Origin of the sequence: Legionella sp. D16C41, assembly GCF_048541585.1 — a bacterium.
GTDB lineage: Bacteria > Pseudomonadota > Gammaproteobacteria > Legionellales > Legionellaceae > Legionella_C.
In genome coordinates this window covers 1702764-1727959 of the sequence record NZ_CP183303.1, presented here as the reverse complement: position 1 = coordinate 1727959, position 25196 = coordinate 1702764, and the positions used below count along the sequence as shown (strand labels likewise).

Genomic DNA, 25196 nt, shown 5'->3' with positions numbered 1-25196 from the left:
AAATTAAGGAAATATTAAGAATTAAGGCTAAAGCTTAAGAGTAGATTAGCCTAGCTAAGTAATCAAATTGAGAGCCTACTTAAATAGGCTGCCCCAAACTAATAAGCTTTTTATCCCAGCCTGCGAGCTCGCTACTGGCCTGATAAGTAGATTCTAAAAACATTAATAAATCAGTTTCGGGTGTTTTTGATGTTCGGATATCGTCATAATCAAGAATAAACAAGCGCATCGTGTTATCCCAACGTGCTGCAGTAGGCTTAATTTTACTTTGTTCAATTCCTGGGGGCTCTGGATAAATAAAGGAATAATAAGCAGGTTTAGGATAATTCTCATTGCCGCTCCACCAACCACATTCAACCTGCGCTTCATTCATCGCATTACGACGAATGTAACCTGAATTAATACCCGTAGTAGGAACCATAGTCCCCTGATAACGCGCATCGCGCAAATCAAATGTACCCCACATAAAACCAATAGGCGGCGTTTTACCATTAAAACGGGCATGATACTGCTGCATCACGCGATACGAACTCACTAGAATGCGCCACCAGGCATTAGCAAGCTTACTATCATAAGATTGCTCTTGAGTATCTTCATCAAAGGGGATAGGATTTACGACTTCCTGCGGCCGAAGATTTATTGGGATAGCAATACCGACTTGCGATAGTAACTCAAATAAAGCGTGCGTAAATTCTGCTACTGACATAGCACGTAATTGAAACTCGCCCATCGTTTGCCAACTCGTTGAGCAACTAACTTTATGCTCAATAAAATCAAGGTCAACAGTAAAAATTCCAGTTTGATAAGGTATAGGCCCCGTAGTTAAACCGCGGCTGGTTATACTAAATGCGACATTTGCCCATTGGGGTTCAAACGGTGTAACTAACTTTAATTTGCCAATAGCTTGCATGCCCATATGCAATAAATGAGAGGTAGAGGCAAAATCCTTATAAGGCAACGTTGGCCATGGTTCATAATGCGCTAACAATTCCATAAGTAGTGCTCCTTTTTTAATTTAATGATAGATGATTTTAATGCTCACCACCAAAGTGAGAAGACAAAGACACCACAGGTCTCTTAGCCCTGATGTCTGCTGAGCTTCTTAAAATAAGCTATATATTAAATTAAATAATCAAAAAGGAATTGCTATGGAAAAGCATGTTAGTAGTCATCATTCTAAAGCACATACCCCATACTATCATTGGGGATGGTACTTTGGTTTAGGCTTACTATTATTGATTTTAGGCGTTATTGGTTTAGGGATGGAAATCGCCTTAACGATTGTTAGTATGTATTTTTTTGCGGTACTACTGTTAATTTCCGGACTGTCACATATCGCTGATGCTGTTCAATATAAAAGATTAAAGGGAGTTGCATGGAAGATTCTCATTGCTATCTTTTATCTTATTGCAGCCGGGATTATCCTCTATGATCCGTTATTAGCATCGACTATTATTACGGCTTTACTGGCATGGTCACTTATCATTATTGGTATTGCGCGTATTGCGATGTCCATCTCATTGCGAGATACCAAAGGCTGGGGATGGATTTTATTTGCAGGCTTAATCTCCTTAATGCTTGGGCTCTTTATTTTATTGCATTGGCCAATGAGTGGATTATGGATAATTGGACTTTTTATTGCTGTTGAAATGATAGTTAGTGGTTGGACTTATATTTTCTTAGCTATTGCTATGCGGGTTTCTAACGCCGCTGCAGTTAAACCATGAAAAAGGCAAAAAAAATAATTAATCCTATTCTTATTGACTTAGCACTCCAAGGGGGTGGAGCGCATGGCGCTTTTACTTGGGGAGTATTAGATAGGTTATTAGAAGAAAAAAGGTTAATAATTGATGGTATTTCAGGTACCTCTGCTGGCGCGATGAATGCAGTAGTCCTTGCTGATGGTTACACCAAAGGGGGTGCAAAAAGCGCGCGTAATTCGCTTGAATTATTTTGGAAGAAAGTCTCTGATGCAGCGCGTTATAGTTTTCTACAACGCAGTCTGTTTGATATTATGATGGGGCAATGGTCGCTTGATCACTCACCTTTTTTCATTACAATGGATGTTTTATCGCGCTTATTCTCGCCATACGATCTCGATCCGTTCAGTGATAACCCTGTTCGTACCATTTTATCAGACCTTATCGACTTTAAACGCCTGCCCGAAAGTTCAATCAAATTATTCATTACGGCCACGAATGTTAGTACGGGTAGAGGCAGAGTCTTTCGCAATGATGAAATCACCGCTGACGTACTTTTAGCATCAGCCTGTTTACCGACTATGTTTAAAGCGGTTGAAATCAATGGTGATTACTATTGGGATGGGGGTTACTCAGGCAATCCCACCATTACCCCGCTTGTGCGCGAATGCAAGTCACAAGATACTATTTTAGTACAAATTAATCCGGTGACACGCCCAGGGTTTCCCAAGGCTGCTAGAGATATCTTCACGCGCTTAAATGAAATTTCGTTCAATGCCGTTTTACTTAAAGAACTTCGCATGATTGCCTTATTAAGACAATTAGTGCACCCGGGTAATTCTGAGGGGGCAAATTGGGCAGGCATGCGCATTCATCGCGTAAGCAGCGACATCATGCTTGAACTCAGTTATTCCTCTAAGCTCAATGCAGAATGGAACTTTTTACTGATGCTTCGTGATGAAGGACGCCGGGCTGCTGAAGTATTCCTGCAAAAACATAGTGATGATCTAGGCAAACGCTCAACACTTGATTTGGATGTATTACTGGAAGGAATTTAATAGGTTAATCCTGTTAACTCGCCTGTGCTTTTCGCCGATACTGCGCGGGAGTTTCACCTGACCATTGTTTAAAGCGGGCGATAAAACTACTATCATTGCTATAACCTAGGCATTGACTTACTTTAGTAACTGAATAGCCACGGGCTAATAAATCAAATGCATGCATTAAGCGCAATTCTAAGCGCCATTTTTCAAAACTCATGCCTATTTCTTTTTGCGTGATTCTATTTAACGTACGGGAAGTAATATTAACAAGGCGTGCATACTCATTAACCGTTTTGGTATCGCCCGGGGCCTTTAATATATAGTTAAAGAGTTCATTTAACCGCTTATCTTTAGGTTTTGGTAGTGACAGCGGCAGTGTGATGGCTTGGTTAATAGCATCAACAATAACCAAAGCCAGCCGATATTCGGCGCTATCTTTAGTATAGCCTGGCTCAAATAGACAAAATTTTTCAATCATAAGTTTTAATAAAGGCTCAACTTGGAGGATTTCCATGTGCTCCGGTAATTGAGCAAATTGCTTAACATCAATATATAAAGAGCGATAGCTAACACTCCCGGTAGAATGGACATCATGTTTTACATTCGGCGGAATCCAAGCAGCTTTTGTGGGTGGTAAGAGAAAATAACGTCCTTGACAGTAAAAATGAGTCACGCCTTTACTGCAGTATAATAACTGTCCTTTCGCATGCGAGTGTTCACCTGGCGTTGTTGGATAATTATCTATAGCAAGCCCTATCATCGCGGCACCAAACTCATCCGGATTAAGATTAACTTCAGAACTATAATAAGGCATGTCTTAATATCATTATATTTTGGCAAAATAAGGATATTAATCCATATTCATACAAAATAAAATGATATTTTAACTTAAAGCGAAGAGTTTGCTATGTATGTTGATTTAACCCTTAAATTAAATAATTTAACTATTAATAAAGACGTTATCGATGAGCGTTCAGATGCTATTATAAAATCAGGTCACTTTGGCACGCACATTGATATTCATCTAAAAACAGAAATCCCGCTAGATTATATTATCAATCGCGGCTTGTTATTTGAGGTAAGTCATATTAAAAATCGAGATATTGCTGTTAGTGATATTGATATGGAAGCGGTAAAAGCTGGCGATTGTGTCTTATTTAAAACCGATAGAATTAAAGAATATAACTATGGTACAAAAGAATATTTTTATGACCATCCTCAACTAGCAGATGAGTTAATTGACGCTTTAATTGCTAAAAAAGTTCATATCATCGCCATTGATGCCGCTGGTATTCGCCGTGGTAAAGAGCATGCGCTAGCCGATAAACGTTGTGAAGCGCAAGGTATTTATATTGTTGAAAATATTGTTAACTTAGATACCTTAGCTGAGAAAGCGCAAAACCCCTTTAGTATTTATCTTATGTGGTTAAATTTGCCAGGAAAAACCGGTTTACCTTGTAAAATGGTTGCTAAATTAAGTTAAACATAGCCTACTTTCTCAAAAGTATTATGCTCAGTTTACTGTAACTATTATTTGTCTTGGTTGAGGGCTAGTTGCCCTCATAATCAGAGTAAAATTAGAAATGTTTTTAAACTAGTTAAGTACCAGCATTTTTAAATTAGTTTAATGTAGGTAGATGATCTGCTGTTTGCGCCGAAGTTTTTTCACTCTGCGGTACGGGCTCAAAAAAGTGGTAAATTAAAGAAGTATTAGATTAATTGTTTTTTTCAGAAATTTCCTTCGCAACTATCTCTTCATTATCGTCCTCTTCTTCATATTTTTTTCGTTGTTTTAGAAACGCTTTCAAATCAGCAAGCGAGCAATCATCTAATTAAAAAAACCGTGTTTTATAGAAAAAATTATCAATTAGAAGCAATATAAATCAAGTTGATTTTTTTATGTATAACTTTAATTTATTATCATTTTTTTAAGGACTTACGCTAATTAAAAATCAGCTTTTTTCTTAATAAATTCTTAAGATTCATCTCTTAGAATGCGTGTTTGTTATTAGCTTGGTAGAAATAACTTTCATTGGTACTGAGGGGAATTTATGAAAAAAGTTATTATTGGCGCAGGTCCTGCAGGTTTATATGCAGCCATTAAATTTAGAAAAAAAGGCTTATTAGATGTCGTAGTTTATGACCCGCGCGCTGGGCGTTACACACGCCCTGGCCATTTAAATACTAATGTTTTTGCTCGAGTCAACCACGGCTTACATAAAGATGTTTGGCCAGCAGATGAAGTTGGCCATATTAGAGATTTAGAAAAAGCGTTGTATAAAGAAGCAAAGCAATTAGGAATTACTATAGAAAATAAACGTTTTCTCCGTTTGCATGAAGATGCTAAAAAACCAGGCGTTGTTGTAATAGACAAAAGTGGTAACGAAGAGATCGTTGAAGCAGACTATGTTTTTGACTGTACAGGCACTAGACGCGAAGTCGTTAATGCAGTAAATAAAGTCGATATCAATTCGCCCTTTAAATTAACTTCTATTACAGAACCTCCAGTACGCAATCATTTTCTTGCCTATGTTAAAATCAATGAAGAGGATTGGATTGATTTCCAAATCGCTTCTAAGTTGCGCACGGATTCTCCTAATGCGATTGACCCGTTATCCTTTACACGCTCTCTTATTAAGTTAAGAGAATTAGGTTGGAAAGAATTTAGACTACCGCGCTGTTATGGCATGGAATTTAACAAAAATAAAGTTTGTTTATATCTGCATGCCCCCGATAATTTAAGCAAGGAGAATTATGATAACTGGGTGCAAACTGTCTTAGAAAGTTACTTTAATCCTATTCATTATAACCATTTGCCAGCGAAGAATAAGCCTTACTTCTTAATGTTTCCTATGAATACGCAAGCTTTGCAACAGGTGTCTTATAAGGGTCGTAATTTACCAACCGTGGTAGCGCTAGGAGATGCACAAATTGATTTTGATTATTTCCTTGCCCATGGTATTAGAGATGGAGTAAAGCGAATAGATGCGTTACTAAAGCATATGGAGATACTTAATAATGAAATCTATTATTTTGATTCTGAAGAGTATTTGCAATGTGTCATGACTGATTTAAAAGATCATAAAGAAGCGCTAATAAAAGAAGCAACCCGTGTTCAAGAATCGTTTACTGAAGCGTTAACAATCGCTAAAAAGAAATTTCAACAAACCTTGCAGTTAACTAATGATCCAAAAGAACAACAAGTTATAACAGCGATGTTAGCAGAAATAAATGGTCGCGAAAGCTATGAAGAAGCACGAAAACTATTTGCTACTTATCATAATCAAGCTAATCAATTGCGCATAACTTATGCCTCTTTAGATAAATTAGTGGAAACATTAGACGCTATAAACTTAAAATTAATACAAGCGCAAAAAAACTTACCAGTCTCATTTAGCAAAGAGCGGCAAATTACACAAGATTTATTAGCCCAGTTAGCTGTAAGTTGGAAAGAATTAGGTAATCATTTATTTAGGCAACGCACTATTTCGCAAGCCATTAATGCTTATCAAAAAGCACTAGCTATTTATAAGTTAGATTATTTTGCCGGGAACTATACTGCACAAGAACTTCCTATCTATTCTAATTTAGCGATTGCCTATTTACAGATGCAGCAATTTAGGGAAGCTATTGCTATTGCAGGTAAGGCTTTACAACTATTAGAGAATAATACCTCACAAACTTGTCCTAAAGCCGTGCAGGAAAAAATTGTCTTTAACTTAATTAAAGCGTTAAGTGAACAAGCCCAAGTCTCACTAGCGAAACAAGATAACCTTGCCGCTCAAGAATACTATTTGCAAGCAGAGAATTTAGTCAATAAATATAGCCACCTCATAACTGAAGCTACTGCACATACAGCGCAAGAATTAATAAATAAGCTCGCAAAGCAGTTAAGCCCTAGACCAGAAAGCAACCTGCAAAAACCAGAGAGTGTGCCAAGCCCTTTAATTTCTTTGAGTGTATTTAATAAGGCTTCAGCACCGGCAACGTATGAATCTATGCTACCAAGCCTATCCTTAAACTTGCAAAGAAACTGAGCCAAAAAGACGTTGATCACCATCAACGTCTTATCTTTATTTAATTAAATTTTTTAAAACGGCTTGGCCTACTTTTTTTGCACTAGCCGGATTTTGACCTGTAATCAGCAAACCGTCTTCAACCACATGACTTTGAAAAGGTAACATTGCTTTAGTGTACTGGGCGCCGCGTTTTTTAAGTTCTTCTTCTAAGTTATAAGGGACTGCTTTATCTCGTTTTGCCCATTTTTCTTCCTGCCAAGAAAAACAAGTTAGCTTTTTGTCATGAACAAGGTACTGCCCATCACTACGCTTTGTTTCTAATAAACCGGCAGGCCCATGACAAACAGCGGCGATAATTTTATTAGCGTCATAAAATTGATTTATTAACTCAATAAGGGATTCGCTTTTAGGAAAGTCAAAACAGACGCCATGGCCGCCGGTAAGATAAAGAGCATGATAATTAGCTGGATTAACGTCTGCTATATTTAATGAGTTTTTAAGTAGATTCATAAAAGCTCTGTCTTGATAATAATGATAGACGTCTCCTGCAAGCCCTAACGTGTGGCCTGTCTCAGGTAGGAGTAGACTTTCAGGATCAAGTGGCACAAATCCCCCTTGTGGACTTGCAATATCCATTTTAATTCCAGCTTTATTAAAAACGTCCCAAAAATGGGTTAGTTCACTTAGCCATAAACCTGTCCGATAACCTACACTTTCATATTCATTCGTATTCGTTACAATAATAAGAACCTTTTTTTCCATAGTATTGTCCCTGTTAATTTGCCTATTTTGGTAAGCTTTTTCATTAGCTTTAGGCATTGAACTTAAAATAGTTAGAATTTAAATGCATAAAGACTTAAAATAAGTGTAGTTATTGACTACTATAATTCAATAGACTTCTGCAAAAACTGCTATTGCCAGTTAATCTTGGACGAAAAAGTGCCACAAAATGCTTATTTAGTGCGCTTCGCAATGCTTTTTGCGCTTGAACTTACCTTGGTACCTAACACTTTTTGCAGAGCTCTATTATCAATATCACTTTTAACCGTTGTGAAAATGAAGAAACCGACTTTAACGAAGATTACTTGCCCTACTTGTGGTACAAAACATACCTGGCAGCTAAAAAATACTTTCAGGCCTTTCTGCTCAGAACGCTGCAAATTAATTGATCTCGGCGAATGGGCCAATGAGACGCGTAAAATTCCTGGTCGAAGCGTCTCGCCGCTAGATGATTTAGACGACTTAAAAGATTAAATTTTTTTATAAAATTAATCAAAATAACTGTTTAATTATTTATCTAATTGTTTATTAATATTTCCTTAATCTTCAGGCGCTAAAATTGTATTAGAGTTGTACTTAAGTTTAGTTCTATGAAAGATTTAAAACACAGCAATTTAGATCCTAATAATAATTGTAGTGATAATAATAATAGTGTTTTTGACCCTAACGGTAATGAAGTAAAGAAAGTAGAAACTTTGCCAGGGCAAGGGCAAAACGATAACGGTTTAAAAAGTACGCGAAAACAGCATGAGCATTATTATACCCCCCAAAAGTTAATAGGCTTTCTCTATCGCATTAGCTATGTGTTGCTAGATGAAAAGGGGACGGTGCTTATGGCAGGCCATGCCAAAGGTGACAATAAAGATGAGCTTTTTTTACAAGAGGGTTTATCTAAGTCAACCAGTATTACAAAATCTACCCATACAGACGCCAATGGAAATGCACAAAATAATACTAATAGTTCGCTTCGAAGTCAGCCTTATACCCATCCTTATGTAGTCTATAATGGGGTACTAAAAATTAATGGGCAAGCAAAAAATATTCAAGTTATATTTATAACTCAGCCCAACGGTAAACTTCAAAGTGGTGATCATAATGCTATAAATACTTCAGTTCGCAGCGTAGTTGAAAACAGACATCGGTTAGCTGTAGCACCTGGCAAAACAGAAGAAGCCTATATAAATATAGATAAAAATCAAATGGAGTACGAGGTAGTAGTAACGCCTGATTTATGCTTATTTGGTAATAATGATATTATACTGGAAACGACAAAAGGCCACTATTTTTGCGGTGAATGCAAATCAAATTTAACAACTGATGATATGCAAGACATGATAGGTCATCCGCTCAGGGATATAGTTTTTAATACTAAAGGTACCTATACGACAGCATTTAAAAATGTAGCGCTTACAGAACTTGCTGATAAACCAACTTTAGAATCTTTTATCCCAGAAAAGTGTATGGATTTTCATCTTACGCCGCTTAATGCTTCTAAAGGGTCAACCTACGATGATAATTTAATGAAAACCATTAACACACCAGAAAGACGTGATACTTATAGACAAAACTTATTCACGAGAATTGGTCATAATAAAAGTATTAACGATGCTCACAATCCTCGAGAAGTCACTTTCTTTAAACGTGAACCCGCTAAAAAAGTACTTAGAGTCGTTGAATTAGATAATGTTGCAGAATTAAATAATGATAATAACGATACCAACAGAAATAGTTTATCAGATAATAATAATGATACTATCAAAAGTACTTTTAGGTAAGTAAATTACCAAGTTATATTCTAATGCTAAAGCTTCTGATTTTCGCCAAATTTGCACCTAAAATTAATATTACTAAAAGAGTTAAGTTAACTTAATTCACGGGTTAGCAGGATTGCACCATCAACAAGCCTGCTAACTAGTGAGTTTAATTAATTATCCCAATCTGGCGCGAGCTCTACCGGGTCGATAAAACGTTTTGCCGGTGTACCTAATTTATTGATCGCCGCCATATCTTCAGCTGAGAGTTCAAAATCAAAAATATCGGCATTAGCTATAAGTCGTTCTTTATGATTTGAACGCACTAATGAGGGAATGTTTAATTGATACAGCCAACGAAATATAATTTGTGCGAAATCTTTTCCGTGCTTTTCCGCTATTTTCTTTAATGTAGGCTCATGTATTAAGGCGCCTTGTGCTAACGAGGTATGAGCCATAATCCCTATATGGTGTGCTTTAGCAAAGTTAATCACTCGAGGTTGCTGCAATAAAGGATGAAATTCAATTTGATTAAACGCAATAGGAATTTTGCTTAATTGGATTGCCTCATTCATTTGAGCAATTGTAAAATTGCTTACGCCAATATATTTTGTATACTTTTTTCGACAAACCTCATTGAGCGCTTCAAGCGTTTCATTTAATGGCATATACTTTACTGGCCAATGAAGTAGCAATAAATCCACATAATCGGTTTGCAGCTTATCAAGGCTAGTTTTTAAAGATAAATATAAATCTTTAGGGTTAAAATTATTAATCCAAATTTTTGTGGTAAGAAATAACTCAGCACGCTTAATAGCTACCTTAGTAATAGCACGGCCAACATCGTGTTCATTACCATAGATTTGGGCTGTATCGATATGTCGGTAGCCGTTTTCAAGGGCATAAACAATATTATCGGTCAATCCTTGCCCGCTTAATTGAAAGGTACCTAAACCTACGGCTGGGATAGAAATAGAATTTATCATTAGATTTTTCATATTATGCCTTTTTTATTGCTTTAAAATTAAACCAAGGTCTCTAACATAGCCACTTCATAAGATTGTAGACTAGCTGCTGCTTGTACACGTTTTACAAAATCCGGATTAGCAATGAACGGTCTACCAAAAGCAATTAAATCAAATTGGTGCTTTTGTATTTGCTCTGCGGCCTTTTGCACCGTATAACTCCCACTGGCAATTAAATTTCCTTGGAAATGGTGGCGCATAAACGCTGTCATTGTTTGATTATCGAGCTCTTTAAAGTGCACCGCATCATCAAAATTTCCAGTATGCACATAGGCAATTTGCCTAGTTATTAATTGCGTTAATAAATAAGCAAAGACCTCAGCATCCCGCTTATCGCCAACCATTTCATTTAAATACGCCCCTGGTGAGAGCCTTAAACCTACCCGCTCACGACCAATTTCCCGAATACAAGCATCAACGACTTCTAAGGCAAAGCGGGCAAGGTTTTCTGGGGTGATGCCATACTCATCTTGACGTTGATTAGTATGATAATGCAGGAATTGATCAATTAAATAACCGTTGGCCCCATGGATTTCAATACCATCAAAACCTGCCTCTTTTGCCGCAGAAGCTGCATTAGCATAGCTATTAATAAGCTCTTTAATTTCACTTACCGCTAGTGCGCGTGCTTGACCATAATAAAGGTTTTCAGCTCGGCGAAGCTTGCCAGTCATCTTAGTTTCTGAAGCAGATATAGGTAAAGCACCATTTAAAAAAATTGGATGTGAAACGCGGCCAACATGCCAAATTTGCAAAAATATTTTACCATCTTGTTCATGTACTGCCTGCGTGACTTTTTTCCAGCCAGCAATGTGTTGTTGGGTATAAATACCTGGCGTATGACTATAACCTCGTCCATCAGGACGAATAATGGCTCCTTCAGTAATAATTAATCCTGCCGCAGCCCGCTTAGCGTAATAGGTTGCCATTTCAGTGGTTGGGCTTAAATCATCGGTTGCCTTATTGCGCGTCATAGGCGCCATCACAATACGATTTTTAAGCTTAATAGCTGCATTAAGCTTAAATGGCTCTAAGAGAATACTTGAATTTGCCATGCTAGTGCTCCTAATTTAGTTCTAAATATCGCAAATTCCCGATATAAAGAGGTAAAAAAATTTATATTTTTGCTTTAAAATCTTGGAAAAACTGCTCAATAAATGCGCGGTTTAATTTGCAATAAGTCCACTGCCCTTGTCGCTCCATGGTAATAATACCTGCTTGATGTAATTGCGCTAAATAAGCTGAAATAGTAGATTGTGATAAACCTGCTTTCTTTTCGATAAGGCCCACACATACCCCATCGATGCTCACATCGCAATGCGATGAGCTAAAGTGTTTAGCAGGTTCTTTTAACCACTCTACAATTTGTAAGCGCCTTTCATTTGACAAGGCTTTTAATACTTGAATAATATTCATAATAATCATTATATCGTAATTTCCCGATATGTCAATATAAGTAGTTTGGGGCGGAATAAAGCTTCTTATAGGATGCGTTATTTAACTGTAACTAATAAAGAAAGGCTTGGCGCGTTTATTAAGAGGGTCATATTGCAAACGGTTAGTAAAATTTAAATTCATACCATAAACATGCAGTGAAACCGCGATGTCGTTAGTTTTATTAATCACACTATGAATTTGGTTGGCAGCGATACTAATTACTTCACCAGGATGACACACAATAGCCGGCTCTTCACGCTTAAGCTCGGCATAATCAGGTATTAGGCCATCATCAAGCCTGGTCCAAAAATAATTTTCTTCAATGCCACACACGCAACCTACGACAGCCCAAGTATTGTGATCATGAGGAGTGATTTCTCGACCTGGCTCCCAAGCGACTAGATTAACCGCTAAAGAATGATTAGGCTCTTCATGAATAAGCCATGAACTAAAGCCACTTAAATTATTAACCTGCTTAAATTGCTCTGAAAGCCAGGTAGGCTCTTTAACCCAGGTTTTTACTAGTAAAGATACGCTTTGTCTATTGTATGCTTCATCATGCTCATCTACCTTTAAAGCCTTTAATTCTTGAATGAAAGGTGCTAAGTCTGGTAAAAGTATAGTATTCATCTTATCTAATTAATGATAGTTCTTAACTTTTAGCTTAGCAGAAGTAAAATCAATGATGCTTAACCCCGTATAGGGGTAATGATTCTTTTATATTTGTTTTTTAAGCAAAAAAAGTATATAACAATTATTTCAGTGTAACCAGCTCAAGCAAGAGCATTGCTCAACTCCCTAATATAAATTAACAAATTATGAGTGAAAAGTTCATGACCACTGCTCCTTATCGCCCCGATATTGATGGCTTAAGAGCATTAGCGGTAATCTCGGTAGTGGGATTTCATGCCTTACCACATAGCCTGCCTGGCGGGTTTATTGGGGTTGATATTTTTTTTGTTATTTCGGGGTTTCTAATCTCAACTATTTTATTAACTAATTTAGAAGCCAATACCTTTAGTTTTCGCTCCTTTTACGCTAAACGCATTAAACGCTTATTTCCTGCTTTATCAATTGTCTTGGTAAGTTGTATGTTGTTTGGGTGGGTGGTTTTATTTTCTGCTGAATATCAACAACTAGGAAAACATATAGCTGGTGGCGCAAGCTTTATTTCCAATTTTATTTTATGGCAAGAAGCGGGATATTTTGATAAAGCGGCGCATTATAAACCGCTATTGCATCTATGGAGCTTAGGCATTGAGGAACAATTCTACATTGTCTGGCCTCTTTTATTATGGCTAGCTTGCAAGAAGCGCTTAACTACTTTAGTTATTATTACCTCGCTAATAGCGTTTTCATTTATGCTTAATATTAAAACCATTCGGCATGATGAAATAGCTACCTTTTATTTCCCTCAAACTCGTTTTTGGGAGTTATTATTAGGCAGCTTATTAGCGTGGGTTACTTTATATAAAGCGCAAGAATTAACCTCTATTAAATTACGTTTTCATCATTACTTAACTACTCTCTTTAAGCAAGATTTTTTTCGCTTAAGCCCTAATCTATTAAATCACGTAGTAGCCTTAATCGGGTTTAGTTTCATTTTATATGCTCATTTTAAAGTTAAGAAAACGTTCTACTTTCCAGGTTTTTGGGCAATTTTACCCAGTGTAGGTACTGTATTAATTATTGCGGCTGGCAGCAACGCTTGGTTAAATAAAACAGTGTTAGCCAATCGGCTAATGGTTTGGTTAGGTTTAATTAGTTTTCCCCTGTATTTATGGCATTGGCCTATTTTATCATTTTTAAAAATTACCGAACTTCATGTTAGTAGAGCACTTGCATTAACAGCAGTTGGGGTGGCCATCCTTTTAGCCTGGATTACTTATCAGTTTGTTGAGCGACCTATTCGTTTCAACAAAGCTTGTAAAAAGCAAACGCCTATCTTATTAATTTTAATGAGCCTTATAGGCCTTCTAGGCGGTATCATTTATTTTAAGGCTGAGTCGCTTTTTAAAGCAAAACAAACGAGTGAACTGATAGAGTTAATCAATAATCCTTTCCCACCGGTCAATGATGTTGACTGCACTACGTTGCTACCAGAATTTAAATCCTATGCCTTTGATGCCGGTTGTAAGTTATCAAAACAGGCTATGCCAGAGATTATGTTTATTGGCGATTCTCATACCCGTCATTATTATAATGCAATATGGAAACAATTTTCGGATAAATCTATCTTGATGATTGCGCAAACTTCCTGCTTTCCTTTTACCGGCCATCAATTTTTGCAGGGTGATTGTAAGGAAAAATTTAATGCCCTCTTGTCGTTTTTAAAAAACAATTCAAGTATTAAACGAGTCTATTTATCCGGTTATTGGTCTTATTTAATGAGTGGTGGTTTTTCAATAGCCAAAGGCCATTGGCGGCATGCAAAACCGGTAAATTTAGTAGAGGCAAAAAGTTTTAAAGAAAATGGTAGACGCTTACTCACTACTATTTTAGACGCTAAGAAAGAAGTGGTTTTTTTAAAAGATATTCCTGATTTAGATTTTGATATTAATTCCTGTTTTCAAGTACGGTCGGTGCGTTTTTCTTTTCAGCCAATTAAAACTGATTGCTGGGTAGATTTTACTAATTACACCCAGCGAATGGCCCCCTATGACGCAGTACTGACTGAATTACTGAGTGAGTTTCCGCAAGTCAAATTATTTGATCCTAAGCCTATATTTTGTCTGAATAATAAATGTTATGCGCGTGATGCTAAGTTTCCCTATTATGTTAATGGCGATCATTTAAACCATTATGGCGCTGAGCAGGTTATTAAAAAACTACGCGAAGAGCTAGGTTGACATTTTTTTTACTTAGTCTCCTACTGTTTGATGGTACTGGTCTAGACCTTCATCCAGGCTTGCCGCATCAGTTAACGCCGCTACATTTTCTTTAGTGAAAAAGCCATCAAAGCCGTGGCAACGTTCTACATACTCTGTAATTAATAACGAGTAATTAGAATGCTTAGAAAAGATTTGTTTTAAATCAGGCGCATCAGAGCATGCGCCAAAAACTTGCGCTAAAAATTGAATAGGTAGATTATCACGAATGGTATTGACTACATAATCAAGATTTTTCTGGCCTGAAGGATGATCACCATCTTTGATTTCATAGGCAATATGATGCATGCGCCGACCATAATTACGGACAAACGTTTCCGTGGGCATGGGTAGATTTTCAAACGAGTTAACCATGTAAGGTGTATTATTAGCTGTAAACACTTTGGCTGGAGAGCGAATATCATTACCATGCGGGCTGCGATTAACGTTCGTTGAAGAGTTCATATCATAAATATTATAAGCTCCCCAAAAATAATAATTGGATAAGCATAGAAACTCTAAAATCGCATCTTCTCGCTCCCCTGCTAAAATGCGGGTGGCCATGTGATCAATCCCTTTAAGTAATCCTTTTGTACCCTGCGCTATACTCCATTCATCTGCTTCATTGAGAATGCTTTCTTGCTCTTTGGTAAGCGAAAAGCGTTGTCCTAATTCTAAGCTATCGAAATCACGTATATAGTCATTGGTATAACCAACACTGTTATAAGTAAAATCCGAGAGTTTGGTAAAATGAATATGTTTACTGCAATAAAATTTATTCTCAGTCATCTCAGGAATACTAAAATTAAAGTCATGCGAAATTAAAATTTTTCGTACCTCATCTTTATCCTTACAATGATAAATTTCACCGACGTAACGCGCATTAAATTTTGGTCGTGCATTAGGATACATTTTATTAAGACGGGTGATATCATCTTTAAAGTTAGGATCTAATGGTTCAAGGACAATATAAACTGGCGCTTCTTCAGGATTTACTAAACAATAAATTTTATGTGTATCGCTAATATAGCTTTTCGCGTAGCGATAAGGCGTCATATAATATAATTCCTTTAAGTAGGCAATCGCATCGCCTGTTTGCACTTGTACCACGATCCCACACATATCGCCGTATAAATCTTCAAGTCCTGAGGTGCATCTTCTTTCATAAATTTTAGTTTTATATTCATTAAAATAAGCAGAGTTTTCTTTGTCACCTTTAGGATGATAAGCCAAGGGATTAATTATCATAACTTACCTCAATTACCAGACAATCTTATAATCTAACTGTCATTACAAAAATATCATTACTAGAGTAAGTATATATCCTCTAGTAAGTTTTGCTTTAAATTAGTTCAAATTGCCTCAATAATTTTCGCCTTAGCTTTAAAACTAAGATTAATAACCGCTATAAAAGTAAATACTGCCGAGCCTATCAGATAAAAAGCTGGTGCTTCGTTGCAATCAAAAGTTTGAATTAACCAGGTAAATCCCAAAGGCGCAATGCCACCAAAAAGAGCTACTCCTAAACTGTAACTTAGCCCTACCCCAGAATAGCGCAAAGAAGGCGGAAAAGATTCAACCAGCAGCACGACATAGCTGCCATTAATTAAGCCGCCTAATAAAACGAAACCAGCTAAAAATGGTAAAAGAAATATCTCCCCTTGCGCCGTTAAATTATAAAATAAAAAGTAACTCAAAAAGATTAAGCTTAAGGTCGCCCCTAGAAATAATTTTTGCCGAGAAAAATAATCTGATAACCAACCTGCAAAAACGGTCATTAGCGCAAAGCCTAAAAAGCTTAGCAGGTTAAGCCAATAAGTATAGGAAATTTTTATTCCCACAAAATTGGTTAGATAACTTGGCAAATAAAGAAATAAGGAAATAATAGAGGCAGGCACCGCACTCAGTAAAAAACCATTTATTAATGCAGGACGCGACATTTTTAACACGTTAAAAAGTGGAATTTGCTGTGTTTTTTTCTGCTCTTGTAGTTTTAAAAAGACAGGCGTTTCAATGACCTTGCGCCGAATAATAAAACTAATCAGGCCTAAAATAAAACCTAAAATAAAAGGAATTCGCCAACCCCAAGCCATCATCTGATTTTCTGACAACATAGTCGTTAAGAATAACCCCACTATGGCACCTAAGGTATTGCCAAGCGTAATACTCATAAAAACGAAACCAATGGAAAAACCATGCCTGGCTTTTGCCACATGCTCAATAATGAAAATGGCAGCTCCCGGGATCTCGCCGCCTACGGAAAAGCCCTGTAATAAACGTAGTAGGATTAATATCAGCGTTGCAATCGAACCAATCGTTTGATAACTAGGCAAACAACCTATTAATAGTGTGGCCAGTGCCATTAGAAAAACGGCTAGCGAAAAAGCTCTCTTGCGGCCGAACTTATCGCCTAAATGGCCAAAAACAATGCCACCTATCGGGCGAGCTAAATAACCTAAAGCAAAAACAGCAAAGGTATTAATTAAGCTAATTAATACATTAGTGTTGGCAAAAAAATGATAACTTAAATACGGTGCAAACAGTGCATAGATAGTAAAATCATAAAATTCTAAAATGCCACCTAAGGCAGTTAATTTTACAATGTTGAGTTGATCTCGAGTCATGCTGTTAAACAGAGTGTGAAAAATGAGGAGGCCAACTATATCACAAACTTAAGCTTAGCGCTTACTTAGCTCTAGGTGTATTAGCTACATTTTCCTGCAAACTCGGTGTTAAACCTAAGCTGTCGGGTGTATAACCAGCTCGAGTTAACGCTGATTGAAATTGCCCGATAAGATAGTCAGGTGTTTCTCTTTGTCTTTGGCTAGGCTTAGCACTTTGACCGCCCCCATGCATAGTCACGGTTGCTTTTTTACATTCATTAGTTTTTTGAGCAGTTTTTTCGCTGGTTTTTTTAGCATTTTTCTTAGCTTTTTTTCCAGGGAGTAAAATATGAGCGTGAATATTATTTATACTGATTCGACACCGATTAGCCCCTGTAGTTACTATTTGACCGTTTAAAGCTTCACAAAGCGCTATTAAAGCTTTCTTACTCGGCTTAGGTACCTGTTGTTTTATCCTTACCTGCTTATCTGTAAATAAATTTAGTAGTGTTTCTTCATGCTGGGTATTATGAAAACCTTTAATAAAGATTTTTTGTGCCGATTGAGGTTTACTTGCACTTACTTCATTGACTTTAGGTTTGGTATTAAAATGTGAATAATGAGGTTGTGTATAAACTACTTTATGCTGAGTTTTTTCCTGCTTACCCTCATTTTTTGTAAGTGTTGACGTAGCATTATCTTTTTCCTGCTTACTCTCGTTTTTTGTAGATGCAGACACTGTATCATCTTGGTCTTTTCCTTCTTTGGCATCAGGTTGTGTAATACTTTCTGACAAAGCGGGCTCTTCGTTTGGTTTTATATCTGGTTGATAATTTTTAGCTGGCGGCTCTTTCTTATTTAAATTTGCTAAAGTTGCTGGCGTTTTTTCTGGATGTGTGGGCGCTATTTCAGGTGGTTGCTTGTTGGCAGATGGCAAAATGGGTGATAATGTAACGACAGCTTGCAGTTGCCTTTGCTTTTCTTCCTGCTTTAATTGGTTAAGTAGTGTTTCAAGCCTAGCTTCTACTTCATATTTGTGCTTCATCCTCTCAAATACCGTAATTGTATTGACAAAGATATCGCCTTTACTGTCGACTGGTGCAGTTAGCTCATCAATAGCACTGTCACACTGTTTTATCAATTCACGTAATGAATTATTGTCTGGGTATTTAATTAAAAACTGTTCGGCATTTCTTTGAATTTTACTGTTAAAGGCGCTTTTTTTAAATGAAATACCTATAGCTGCATAACTAGCAGATTCTTGTATATTACAAATTTCTATCTCGTCAAAAAGACGAAGGCAGTGCGGACTTACATGAGCTTCGAGTGACTTTAAGGCTTGATTTAGAGCCCGTATTTCAAGAGTTATATCTGATGTTTTATTATTTATGTTCTCTAATGCTTTGCGAGTTTTTTGTTCAAGCACAGGATCTTTAAAAAAATGAGAAAGGACTGCTCTAATACTTTTAGCGTTAATTTTATAAAGATTATTAAGTAGTATATTATAGGAAAGATACATGCTTACATAGAGGTAATCAATATTACCAGTATCAGCAACATGTTGCTTCATTACTTTATAATCTTTTAAATCCTCAATAATTTGAGTCATCGTTTCTTGTTTTACAAGCTTAAACACCTCATCATTAATTTGATTAACAGGTTCGGGGCAATCTTCTAAGTCAATATACAATGAGGCCATAATTTCATAGGCCTCTTCAGTAGAGCCATTATATATCTGTTTATATAATAATTTATTATAATCAATTTGAGCATCTAACATTTTATTAATTTCTGTTCTAACGTCAGCTAACTCAGGTTTTTTGGGCTCATCTTCAAAAGAAAAAAAAGAGGGTTTATTGAAGTTCATTTTAAAATAAAACAATTTGAATAAAAGTTTTACAATAATACCATTTTATTAAAAAAGAATCAATGTGATTATTATTTAGTAATAAAGATTTTTATTTGTCCTATTTATTACATTTTGCTAACCTAGAAATTAATAAGTAGTTACTTAATCTAAACTAAATTTAAATAAATATGGACGGAGTTAAACTAAAATGCCAAAGATAAAAATTAATGATATTTCCTTGTATTATGAAACACATGGTCAAGGCGAGCCCATTATTTTTATTGCAGGATTTAGCGTGGATCATACCGTTTGGCAAGATGTATTAACTTATTTGCAAGATGACTATCAGTTAATTTTATTAGATAACCGTGGGGCAGGCCAAACTGATGCACCAAACACGGCCTATACTATCAAGCAAATGGCTGATGATGTGGTTGCCTTGTGTGATAAGCTTGGCTTTAGTAAGGTTTATGTAGTTGGCAATTCGATGGGTGGCTGTATTGTACAAACCTTAGCGTATCACTATCCCGATTTACTTCAGTCAGCCGTAATTAGTAATTCCGTTATGACCCTCAATACGCCCTATCAATTTTATCTCGCGGCCCAACTTGAATTACTAAGAGCTCAAGCCCCCATTATTCCCGTGCTTAGAAGCTCGCTTAGTTGGGTGTTTTCTTATCAATTTCTTTCTAAACCAGGAAAGTTTGATGAGCTGATTGAGCTTGCGCTAAATAACCCTTACCCTTTTACTCTAGCAGGCTATGAAGGGCAATATGCAGCCCTTACTCATTTCGATGCTAGTGCGTGGGCTAAGAACATTAAAGTGCCTACTTTAGTGCTTGGCTCGGAGCAAGATTTAATTTTTAATGAAGCAACAGTCAAGTTACTAGCCCAACAAATTCCCAATGCGCACTATTTTTGCTTTAAAGAGTGTGGCCACGTACCTTATCTTGAATATCCCGAACAATTTGCGCAAGTGATTAAAAATTTTTTTAATAGTTAAGCAAGTGGGCTTAGCTTAACCAATTTATAGCTAAAAAGATAATATCCGCCTACTATAAAGGTAAGAGTACCGCAAAAACTTAATAGCAGTGCTAGTTGATAGTTTGCGGGTGTAATGGTTAACGTTGCTGGTGGAGAAAAGCTCACGACAAAAGCAATTGTTGAACCAACAAGTCCAAGGCTTGCTAAAATTAAAACTTGCCACCTTAAGTTTGTATTTCCTTTTAATCGTCGTGCTAAGCAGATAGCGCCAATGAACATTAAAAAATACATTACTAAATACATTTGCGTCGCTAACACAATCATTATCCAATAAGAAGCATTTAATGAGGGGAAAAATAAAAAAAGGCTGCTAATAATAGAAACAATAGCGGCCTGCCCCAGCAATAACGCTTTATGAACACGCCTATCAGTTATAGTACCTGCAGCAAAAGCTAGTCCTTTAATAGGAGAGATTAGCCAATTATTTGCACAACCTAGGCAACCTACAATAATTAATAAATCTATAAGCAAAGCAAGGGGCGCTAAATTAATTTGTTTGAAGAAAAAATGAAATAATTCAGGAATACCAGTAATAAAATTTAACTGCTCGGCAGGAATAATCAGGGCGAGCGTTAACGCGCCAAATAGCATGGTGACAAAAATAATAATAACAGAAAGCGCTATAGCTTTAGGCAAGGCTTTTTCTTTACTTTCTTTAGCATGTACTGCTGCAATTTCAATACCGCAGAAAGAAAGAATAATGGCGGTTAAAGCCGCCCAAGAATGCTCAGCGTTTGTAGGCAAGGTTTTTAACGCTTGCGGATAGAGTATTAGCCAGTTACTGCCAATGACTAAAATTATTATAAAAGGAATAATTAATCCTAGCAGCGCGCAAATCACTGTTAAGCGGGAAGATAAGGCAAATCCATGAGTATTTAAACCAGTGAGCCCCCAAATTAAGCCATTAGCAATAAGAAAAATAAGTAGGTTATTTTGGGTTAATGTTGGTGCAAGACAATATAATATTAACCCCGCAATAAAAGCTAAAAAAGTAGGAAAAATAAAAAGGTTTTGCATCAATTGCAGCGAAATAGCAATAAAACCTAATTTTTTGCTCAAGCTTAATTTAACCCAACCATAAATGCCTTCATCAGAATACTGAGTAAACCAACTGGCAATATAGGCGCTTGGCAAAAGAAAAAGGCCAAAAGCAAGCCCAAAATATAAAAATAAATCCTGCCCAATAATAGCTATAGCGGGTAGATTGCGAATGCTATCGACGGAGCAAACAATAATCAGTGCTAATTTAAAGCTAGTTAATTTTTTTGCCATTAAAATCTCAATGATAAGCAGCTTAAGCCACCATCAATTTTTTGAAATTCTGACATAGCAAGCGGACAGATGTTAAAACCTAACGCTTCTACTGCTTTGCTGGTGATAGAAAATCCTGAAGGCATTAAAATGGTATTATTAATGGTTATCGTATTGGCAGCATACGTTTCTTCAGGCAATACTTTGATTTGTTTAAAGCTAGAAAATGCTGGATGATCAATAAGCTCCCCTGCAACTAATAAATAGCCCTCACCTAAATATGAGACGCCTGTCTTTAAATGCAAGTATTCTTTTAATTCAATAGTTGAACTGGTATAGCCATACGCTGTTAAAATGGCCGCTAATTGGGTAGCACCTTCTTGATTGGTGCGCTTGGAAAGACCGATATAAAAGTGATTGTTAACCCTTAAAATATCGCCTGCCTCAAGCGTGCCCGGGGCGTTGATAGAGGTAATTTTGTCTTGATAAAATGATTTAATGCACGGTTCGATTAAAGCGACTTCTCCTTGGCGAGTTAAGGCGCCAGGCCGTGTTAAAATAGCTATTTTTTCTGTTAATAAAGCAACATCTTCAACAAAACAGGCATCCGGATATTCTGCTATAGCAGGAAGAATCGTTACCTCTGTGCCACCTTTCTTTAATGCATTAATATAATGTTGATGCTGTACTAACGCTTGGGCATAATCAGGTGAGCTTGTCGTTTGTGATGTTAGGCCATGAATTAGACTTGTCGCAGGCGTGCGAACAATAACGTTTGAATACATAACTGCTCTATTTATGAAGAATTAGGGCATTATAAAAGAAAAATTAAAAAAATTAAGTTATTTATTTAGGTACTGGTAACTCCTACCAATACTCACTTATCTCAGCCCTACCTAAGTATTCCTCAATTCGCTTCTTAGTAGCAGGCGATATATCGGTGGGCAACTGATTTAAGTTAAACCATTGCTGCTCAGCAATTTCTGGTGAATGAACCCTTTCTTGCTGATAAACATGACAGATATAAAAAATGATGTAATCGTCTCGCCGTTCATTACGGCTATAATACACAGCAAACAATTGGGGCGGCGTAGTTAATGTCGCTCCTACCTCTTCTTTAATTTCGCGTAGTAAAGCTTGATGCGCTGTTTCACCGGGTTCAACCCCACCCCCTATAGTATACCAACCCGCTTGATAAGTGTGTTTCACTAATAAAGTTTCATTTTCTCTTATCAATAAGGCTCTTACTCCAACAGTTCGTTTAGCCAACACAGACAATAAAGCAGTTTTTAATAAATAGTAAATACGATACACAATAAGCGCTTACCTTTTGCAAAAGCTTATTATCATGAAAGGAAGAAACGTATTAGTCAATTAAAGCTTTAATAAAAATAGAAAAAAAGAATCTATCAGGTTAGGCTTCTATTAAAAGAAGCCTAACTAAAAATAGCTATTAAGGAATCATAACATCTTTTTGAACTAATTCAGAACGCTTACCATTTTGACAAACAGTGTCTACAAAGTAGGTAAATTTTCCAGCAGTGCCTGGGAGTGATTTATCAGTAAACGTTAATGCATTACCTTGCCACATGACATGCTTCATCCAATCACTTATCTCATAAGAGGCAGCAGCAGAGCCACTAGCAGGCGCAGTCCATGTTAATGTAATTGATTTTTTGTCTGGCGTATAAGTTGCGTTAATATTACTTGGCGGATTACAAACATCATCCGTTGTCATATTGACATCATATTCTACATTGGAGGACTCTTGGCCATTACACACGGAGCTTAAAAAGTATACATAATTTCCAGGCTCGCCAGGTAGCATCTTATCAGTAAAAGTTAGTTGGTTACCTTCCCAAAGGAGGCGCTTTTGACAATCTTTAACCCGGTATAATTGAATAGGCAAACTACCTTGTGGCTGCTGCCAATTAAGGGTAGCGCTTTTTTTATCAGCAGTATAAGACGAAGTAATATTAGTTGGTGCAAGACACTTATTGGCTGGGCCGCTACCACCTACTTGATAGACTTTAATACTGTTAACATCCATACTAGCACGTTTCATTTGCGGATTAGGTGCATCAGCATAAGGACCGCCTACCGCTAAGTTAACAATTAAATAATAACCGCCATTCGGGTCATTAAAACCACGGCTTAGGGCATTAGGGCCATCAGCAGGCAACGTATCGGTGCGCAGCGGTCCCCATATTTTAGCGTTATCAATATAACCGTTAAGGATATATCCTCCCTTCGTGCTTTGTGGGTCTTTTTCCCATTCAAATCCCCAAGTATGCGGTTTTGCGTAAGCTAATTCAGGAAAGGTATGATTACCTAAACCAAAACCTATACCGCGGCAATCGTTACCACCACAACGAGGATCATTACCATTAAAATGCAATGTCGCGGTCACGATATTAAACGCTGTATTTTTTAGATAAGCCTCCATAATGTCAATTTCACCATTTTGTGGCCAATTAGCATCAAAGGTAGGCTCCATCCAAATGGCAGGCCAAAGTCCGCGATTATATTCTGCAGGATTACTACCATTTTGACATTTACCATCAGTACTGACAGTGCACGAAGGTAGTTTAACATTAACTTCGACATAACCATGAGTGGTAGTTTGGGTTGTCCAAACAGCTGATGGCGTAGGCGAGTTATAAGGGGGAGCTGTTAGATTAGCGCGGGTCATAATTTCACCCGAGCGCCAAAAGCCGGGATTAACAACATCAGCTAATAGCGTTAAGGTGCCATCCGCTTTTTTAATCACTTTTGATACATCATAAACATTAATTTCACCCGATATACGATGATCATAATTAGTGGGGGCATAAAAATTTAAGCCCTGTGCTGATTTATCCTTTAAGATATCCGTTTTCAAATCACAGTTTTTTGATTGATCAAACGGGCAAGGCGCAGCATTCAGTAATTGTGAAAATACTAGTGAGGGTAGGATCCATTTTTTCATAACTCTTCCTTATTATTAATTAAATAATCCTTACAACCTGTAACAGCTTAGCATAAGTATGGTGGGATGCGAAAAATCATCTGCAAGGCTGTTAAAAATCAATCCAACTTGGCCCTACTTCTTTGGTTGTTATAACGTTTTTATCAAAATTAAGCTTTTAATAGGGGAATAAATTTAGTATTTTACAAGACTTTTTAAGTAACCTTAGATAAATTAAATTAATAAGCGAGCATAAAATCAATGTGCTTTAATTAATTTAAATATTTAATGATGATTGGAATTAATAATGACAAAACTGGTGCGCATATTAATTGTTGAAGATGCCAAGACAGCGCAGGCGGTAGCTAAGTTACATTTAACGGAATTAAATTGTACTGTAGATACAGCAGATAATGGTATAGCGGCTCTAGCTAAAGCCAATGCAACCGCCTATGATGCTATTTTAATGGATTTAAGCTTAAGTAATGGCCCTAATGGTTTTGAAACCACTCATTTAATTAAAACGCAAAGTCGCCTTAACAAAAATACCCCAATTATTGCATTGACTATCCACAGTGAAGCGCAATTTAATGTTCAAGCTGCAGCGGTCGGTATGGCCGGGTTTTTATATAAACTCTTTACTCTCTCTGAAGCAAAAGAATTACTAGATTCTATTAAAAAGGATAAGTGATTTATAACTGATAACAGCGGTTAAACACATTCCCCACACACTTATCCACAGTTTCTGGGGATAAGTTGTTGCGTAATTATTTAGTATATCTCCCTAAACTGGTAATTCTGTAATACCACGTTATAACAAACTATGAAAATTAATGACCTGCTTTGCAAGTTTTGCAAAGCAAGGTCATTGGAAAGAAAG

General features: G+C 36.8%; 23 protein-coding genes. 9 read left to right on the top strand and 14 right to left on the bottom strand.

Annotated elements, in window-relative coordinates; genetic code table 11:
* Window positions 1-79: 79 nt before the first annotated feature.
* Window positions 80-994, bottom strand: a complete 915-nt coding sequence (locus tag ACNVED_RS07580) for a DUF5996 family protein (protein ID WP_419418417.1) — start codon at window positions 992-994, stop codon at window positions 80-82.
* A 154-nt stretch (window positions 995-1148) separates the two neighbouring features.
* On the opposite strand from ACNVED_RS07580, the gene ACNVED_RS07575 reads away from it, so the two are divergent.
* Together ACNVED_RS07575 and ACNVED_RS07570 are read left to right on the top strand one after the other, a co-directional pair.
* Complete coding sequence (locus tag ACNVED_RS07575) at window positions 1149-1727, top strand: HdeD family acid-resistance protein (RefSeq protein ID WP_419418416.1); 579 nt, start codon at window positions 1149-1151, stop codon at window positions 1725-1727.
* Window positions 1724-2758 carry a patatin-like phospholipase family protein gene (locus ACNVED_RS07570; protein WP_419418415.1) on the top strand — a complete coding sequence of 345 codons (1035 nt, stop codon included), beginning with the start codon at window positions 1724-1726 and terminating at the stop codon, window positions 2756-2758. Before ACNVED_RS07575 ends, ACNVED_RS07570 begins: the two co-directional genes overlap by 4 nt.
* Before the next feature lie 13 nt (window positions 2759-2771).
* Here ACNVED_RS07570 and ACNVED_RS07565 read toward each other — a convergent pair whose 3' ends face one another.
* The gene (locus ACNVED_RS07565; RefSeq protein ID WP_419418414.1) at window positions 2772-3557 is read right to left on the bottom strand and encodes an AraC family transcriptional regulator; all 786 of its coding nucleotides are present in this window, start codon (window positions 3555-3557) and stop codon (window positions 2772-2774) included.
* A 93-nt stretch (window positions 3558-3650) separates the two neighbouring features.
* Between ACNVED_RS07565 and ACNVED_RS07560 the strand changes: the two genes are divergently transcribed.
* Both ACNVED_RS07560 and ACNVED_RS07555 read left to right on the top strand, forming a co-directional pair.
* The gene (locus tag ACNVED_RS07560; RefSeq protein ID WP_419418413.1) at window positions 3651-4226 is read left to right on the top strand and encodes a cyclase family protein; all 576 of its coding nucleotides are present in this window, start codon (window positions 3651-3653) and stop codon (window positions 4224-4226) included.
* 568 nt (window positions 4227-4794) lie between these two features.
* Entirely contained in the window at window positions 4795-6780 is a 1986-nt protein-coding gene (locus ACNVED_RS07555; protein ID WP_419418412.1) for an FAD-dependent oxidoreductase, read from the top strand.
* Between the two features lie 36 nt (window positions 6781-6816).
* On the opposite strand, the gene ACNVED_RS07550 is transcribed toward ACNVED_RS07555, so the two are convergent.
* Window positions 6817-7524, bottom strand: coding sequence for a type 1 glutamine amidotransferase domain-containing protein (locus ACNVED_RS07550; protein WP_419418411.1), 708 nt, complete (start codon window positions 7522-7524; stop codon window positions 6817-6819).
* A gap of 294 nt (window positions 7525-7818) precedes the next feature.
* Between ACNVED_RS07550 and yacG the strand changes: the two genes are divergently transcribed.
* Together yacG and ACNVED_RS07540 are read left to right on the top strand one after the other, a co-directional pair.
* A complete protein-coding gene (gene yacG / locus ACNVED_RS07545) occupies window positions 7819-8016 on the top strand; it encodes a DNA gyrase inhibitor YacG (protein WP_419421158.1) in 198 nt (65 codons plus the stop codon).
* Window positions 8017-8132: 116 nt separating this feature from the next.
* A complete protein-coding gene (locus ACNVED_RS07540) occupies window positions 8133-9317 on the top strand; it encodes a hypothetical protein (RefSeq protein ID WP_419418410.1) in 1185 nt (394 codons plus the stop codon).
* Window positions 9318-9466: 149 nt separating this feature from the next.
* On the opposite strand, the gene ACNVED_RS07535 is transcribed toward ACNVED_RS07540, so the two are convergent.
* From ACNVED_RS07535 to ACNVED_RS07520, 4 genes are all read right to left on the bottom strand, one after another.
* On the bottom strand, window positions 9467-10291 hold the full coding sequence (locus ACNVED_RS07535) for an aldo/keto reductase (protein ID WP_419418409.1): 825 nt from the start codon (window positions 10289-10291) through the stop codon (window positions 9467-9469).
* Between the two features lie 26 nt (window positions 10292-10317).
* Window positions 10318-11373 carry an alkene reductase gene (locus ACNVED_RS07530; RefSeq protein WP_419418408.1) on the bottom strand — a complete coding sequence of 352 codons (1056 nt, stop codon included), beginning with the start codon at window positions 11371-11373 and terminating at the stop codon, window positions 10318-10320.
* A 61-nt stretch (window positions 11374-11434) separates the two neighbouring features.
* Window positions 11435-11734, bottom strand: a complete 300-nt coding sequence (locus ACNVED_RS07525) for an ArsR/SmtB family transcription factor (RefSeq protein WP_419418407.1) — start codon at window positions 11732-11734, stop codon at window positions 11435-11437.
* An 81-nt stretch (window positions 11735-11815) separates the two neighbouring features.
* Window positions 11816-12385, bottom strand: a complete 570-nt coding sequence (locus tag ACNVED_RS07520; RefSeq protein WP_419418406.1) for a cupin — start codon at window positions 12383-12385, stop codon at window positions 11816-11818.
* A gap of 188 nt (window positions 12386-12573) precedes the next feature.
* Here ACNVED_RS07520 and ACNVED_RS07515 point away from each other — a divergent pair, with 188 nt between their 5' ends.
* Window positions 12574-14604, top strand: a complete 2031-nt coding sequence (locus tag ACNVED_RS07515) for an acyltransferase family protein (protein ID WP_419418405.1) — start codon at window positions 12574-12576, stop codon at window positions 14602-14604.
* A gap of 12 nt (window positions 14605-14616) precedes the next feature.
* On the opposite strand, the gene ACNVED_RS07510 is transcribed toward ACNVED_RS07515, so the two are convergent.
* The 3 genes from ACNVED_RS07510 to ACNVED_RS07500 all read right to left on the bottom strand — a co-directional run bounded on the left by ACNVED_RS07510 (window position 14617) and on the right by ACNVED_RS07500 (window position 19092).
* Window positions 14617-15867, bottom strand: a complete 1251-nt coding sequence (locus ACNVED_RS07510; RefSeq protein ID WP_419421157.1) for a hypothetical protein — start codon at window positions 15865-15867, stop codon at window positions 14617-14619.
* A 107-nt stretch (window positions 15868-15974) separates the two neighbouring features.
* Window positions 15975-17246, bottom strand: coding sequence for an MFS transporter (locus ACNVED_RS07505; RefSeq protein WP_419418404.1), 1272 nt, complete (start codon window positions 17244-17246; stop codon window positions 15975-15977).
* 61 nt (window positions 17247-17307) lie between these two features.
* The gene (locus ACNVED_RS07500; RefSeq protein WP_419418403.1) at window positions 17308-19092 is read right to left on the bottom strand and encodes a hypothetical protein; all 1785 of its coding nucleotides are present in this window, start codon (window positions 19090-19092) and stop codon (window positions 17308-17310) included.
* Between the two features lie 190 nt (window positions 19093-19282).
* Between ACNVED_RS07500 and ACNVED_RS07495 the strand changes: the two genes are divergently transcribed.
* Window positions 19283-20077 carry an alpha/beta fold hydrolase gene (locus ACNVED_RS07495; RefSeq protein ID WP_419418402.1) on the top strand — a complete coding sequence of 265 codons (795 nt, stop codon included), beginning with the start codon at window positions 19283-19285 and terminating at the stop codon, window positions 20075-20077.
* Here the strand turns inward: ACNVED_RS07495 and ACNVED_RS07490 are convergent.
* The 4 genes from ACNVED_RS07490 to ACNVED_RS07475 form a co-directional block, all read right to left on the bottom strand.
* Entirely contained in the window at window positions 20074-21390 is a 1317-nt protein-coding gene (locus ACNVED_RS07490) for an APC family permease (protein ID WP_419418401.1), read from the bottom strand. The two genes, ACNVED_RS07495 and ACNVED_RS07490, sit on opposite strands and share 4 nt — an antisense overlap.
* Window positions 21390-22154 carry a dimethylarginine dimethylaminohydrolase family protein gene (locus ACNVED_RS07485; RefSeq protein ID WP_419418400.1) on the bottom strand — a complete coding sequence of 255 codons (765 nt, stop codon included), beginning with the start codon at window positions 22152-22154 and terminating at the stop codon, window positions 21390-21392. The genes ACNVED_RS07490 and ACNVED_RS07485 overlap by 1 nt, the downstream gene beginning before the upstream one ends.
* 82 nt (window positions 22155-22236) lie before the next feature.
* Window positions 22237-22683, bottom strand: a complete 447-nt coding sequence (locus tag ACNVED_RS07480) for an NUDIX domain-containing protein (protein ID WP_419418399.1) — start codon at window positions 22681-22683, stop codon at window positions 22237-22239.
* Window positions 22684-22822: 139 nt separating this feature from the next.
* Window positions 22823-24337: a glycoside hydrolase family 16 protein gene (locus ACNVED_RS07475; RefSeq protein ID WP_419418398.1), complete on the bottom strand. Its 1515-nt coding sequence runs from the start codon at window positions 24335-24337 to the stop codon at window positions 22823-22825.
* A 286-nt stretch (window positions 24338-24623) separates the two neighbouring features.
* On the opposite strand from ACNVED_RS07475, the gene ACNVED_RS07470 reads away from it, so the two are divergent.
* On the top strand, window positions 24624-25007 hold the full coding sequence (locus ACNVED_RS07470; protein WP_419418397.1) for a response regulator: 384 nt from the start codon (window positions 24624-24626) through the stop codon (window positions 25005-25007).
* Window positions 25008-25196: the final 189 nt, after the last annotated feature.

Excerpts from the sequence above, each read along its gene's own strand:
- yacG (WP_419421158.1), top strand. The coding sequence starts at position 7,819 with ATGAAGAAACCGACTTTAACGAAGATTACTTGCCCTACTTGTGGTACA.
- ACNVED_RS07570 (WP_419418415.1), top strand. The coding sequence starts at position 1,724 with ATGAAAAAGGCAAAAAAAATAATTAATCCTATTCTTATTGACTTAGCA.
- ACNVED_RS07505 (WP_419418404.1), bottom strand. The coding sequence starts at position 17,246 with ATGACTCGAGATCAACTCAACATTGTAAAATTAACTGCCTTAGGTGGC.
- ACNVED_RS07560 (WP_419418413.1), top strand. The coding sequence starts at position 3,651 with ATGTATGTTGATTTAACCCTTAAATTAAATAATTTAACTATTAATAAA.
- ACNVED_RS07575 (WP_419418416.1), top strand. The coding sequence starts at position 1,149 with ATGGAAAAGCATGTTAGTAGTCATCATTCTAAAGCACATACCCCATAC.
- ACNVED_RS07500 (WP_419418403.1), bottom strand. The coding sequence starts at position 19,092 with ATGAACTTCAATAAACCCTCTTTTTTTTCTTTTGAAGATGAGCCCAAA.
- ACNVED_RS07565 (WP_419418414.1), bottom strand. The coding sequence starts at position 3,557 with ATGCCTTATTATAGTTCTGAAGTTAATCTTAATCCGGATGAGTTTGGT.
- ACNVED_RS07525 (WP_419418407.1), bottom strand. The coding sequence starts at position 11,734 with ATGAATATTATTCAAGTATTAAAAGCCTTGTCAAATGAAAGGCGCTTA.
- ACNVED_RS07555 (WP_419418412.1), top strand. The coding sequence starts at position 4,795 with ATGAAAAAAGTTATTATTGGCGCAGGTCCTGCAGGTTTATATGCAGCC.
- ACNVED_RS07540 (WP_419418410.1), top strand. The coding sequence starts at position 8,133 with ATGAAAGATTTAAAACACAGCAATTTAGATCCTAATAATAATTGTAGT.
- ACNVED_RS07520 (WP_419418406.1), bottom strand. The coding sequence starts at position 12,385 with ATGAATACTATACTTTTACCAGACTTAGCACCTTTCATTCAAGAATTA.
- ACNVED_RS07535 (WP_419418409.1), bottom strand. The coding sequence starts at position 10,291 with ATGAAAAATCTAATGATAAATTCTATTTCTATCCCAGCCGTAGGTTTA.
- ACNVED_RS07485 (WP_419418400.1), bottom strand. The coding sequence starts at position 22,154 with ATGTATTCAAACGTTATTGTTCGCACGCCTGCGACAAGTCTAATTCAT.
- ACNVED_RS07495 (WP_419418402.1), top strand. The coding sequence starts at position 19,283 with ATGCCAAAGATAAAAATTAATGATATTTCCTTGTATTATGAAACACAT.
- ACNVED_RS07515 (WP_419418405.1), top strand. The coding sequence starts at position 12,574 with ATGAGTGAAAAGTTCATGACCACTGCTCCTTATCGCCCCGATATTGAT.
- ACNVED_RS07530 (WP_419418408.1), bottom strand. The coding sequence starts at position 11,373 with ATGGCAAATTCAAGTATTCTCTTAGAGCCATTTAAGCTTAATGCAGCT.
- ACNVED_RS07475 (WP_419418398.1), bottom strand. The coding sequence starts at position 24,337 with ATGAAAAAATGGATCCTACCCTCACTAGTATTTTCACAATTACTGAAT.
- ACNVED_RS07470 (WP_419418397.1), top strand. The coding sequence starts at position 24,624 with ATGACAAAACTGGTGCGCATATTAATTGTTGAAGATGCCAAGACAGCG.
- ACNVED_RS07490 (WP_419418401.1), bottom strand. The coding sequence starts at position 21,390 with ATGGCAAAAAAATTAACTAGCTTTAAATTAGCACTGATTATTGTTTGC.
- ACNVED_RS07580 (WP_419418417.1), bottom strand. The coding sequence starts at position 994 with ATGGAATTGTTAGCGCATTATGAACCATGGCCAACGTTGCCTTATAAG.
- ACNVED_RS07550 (WP_419418411.1), bottom strand. The coding sequence starts at position 7,524 with ATGGAAAAAAAGGTTCTTATTATTGTAACGAATACGAATGAATATGAA.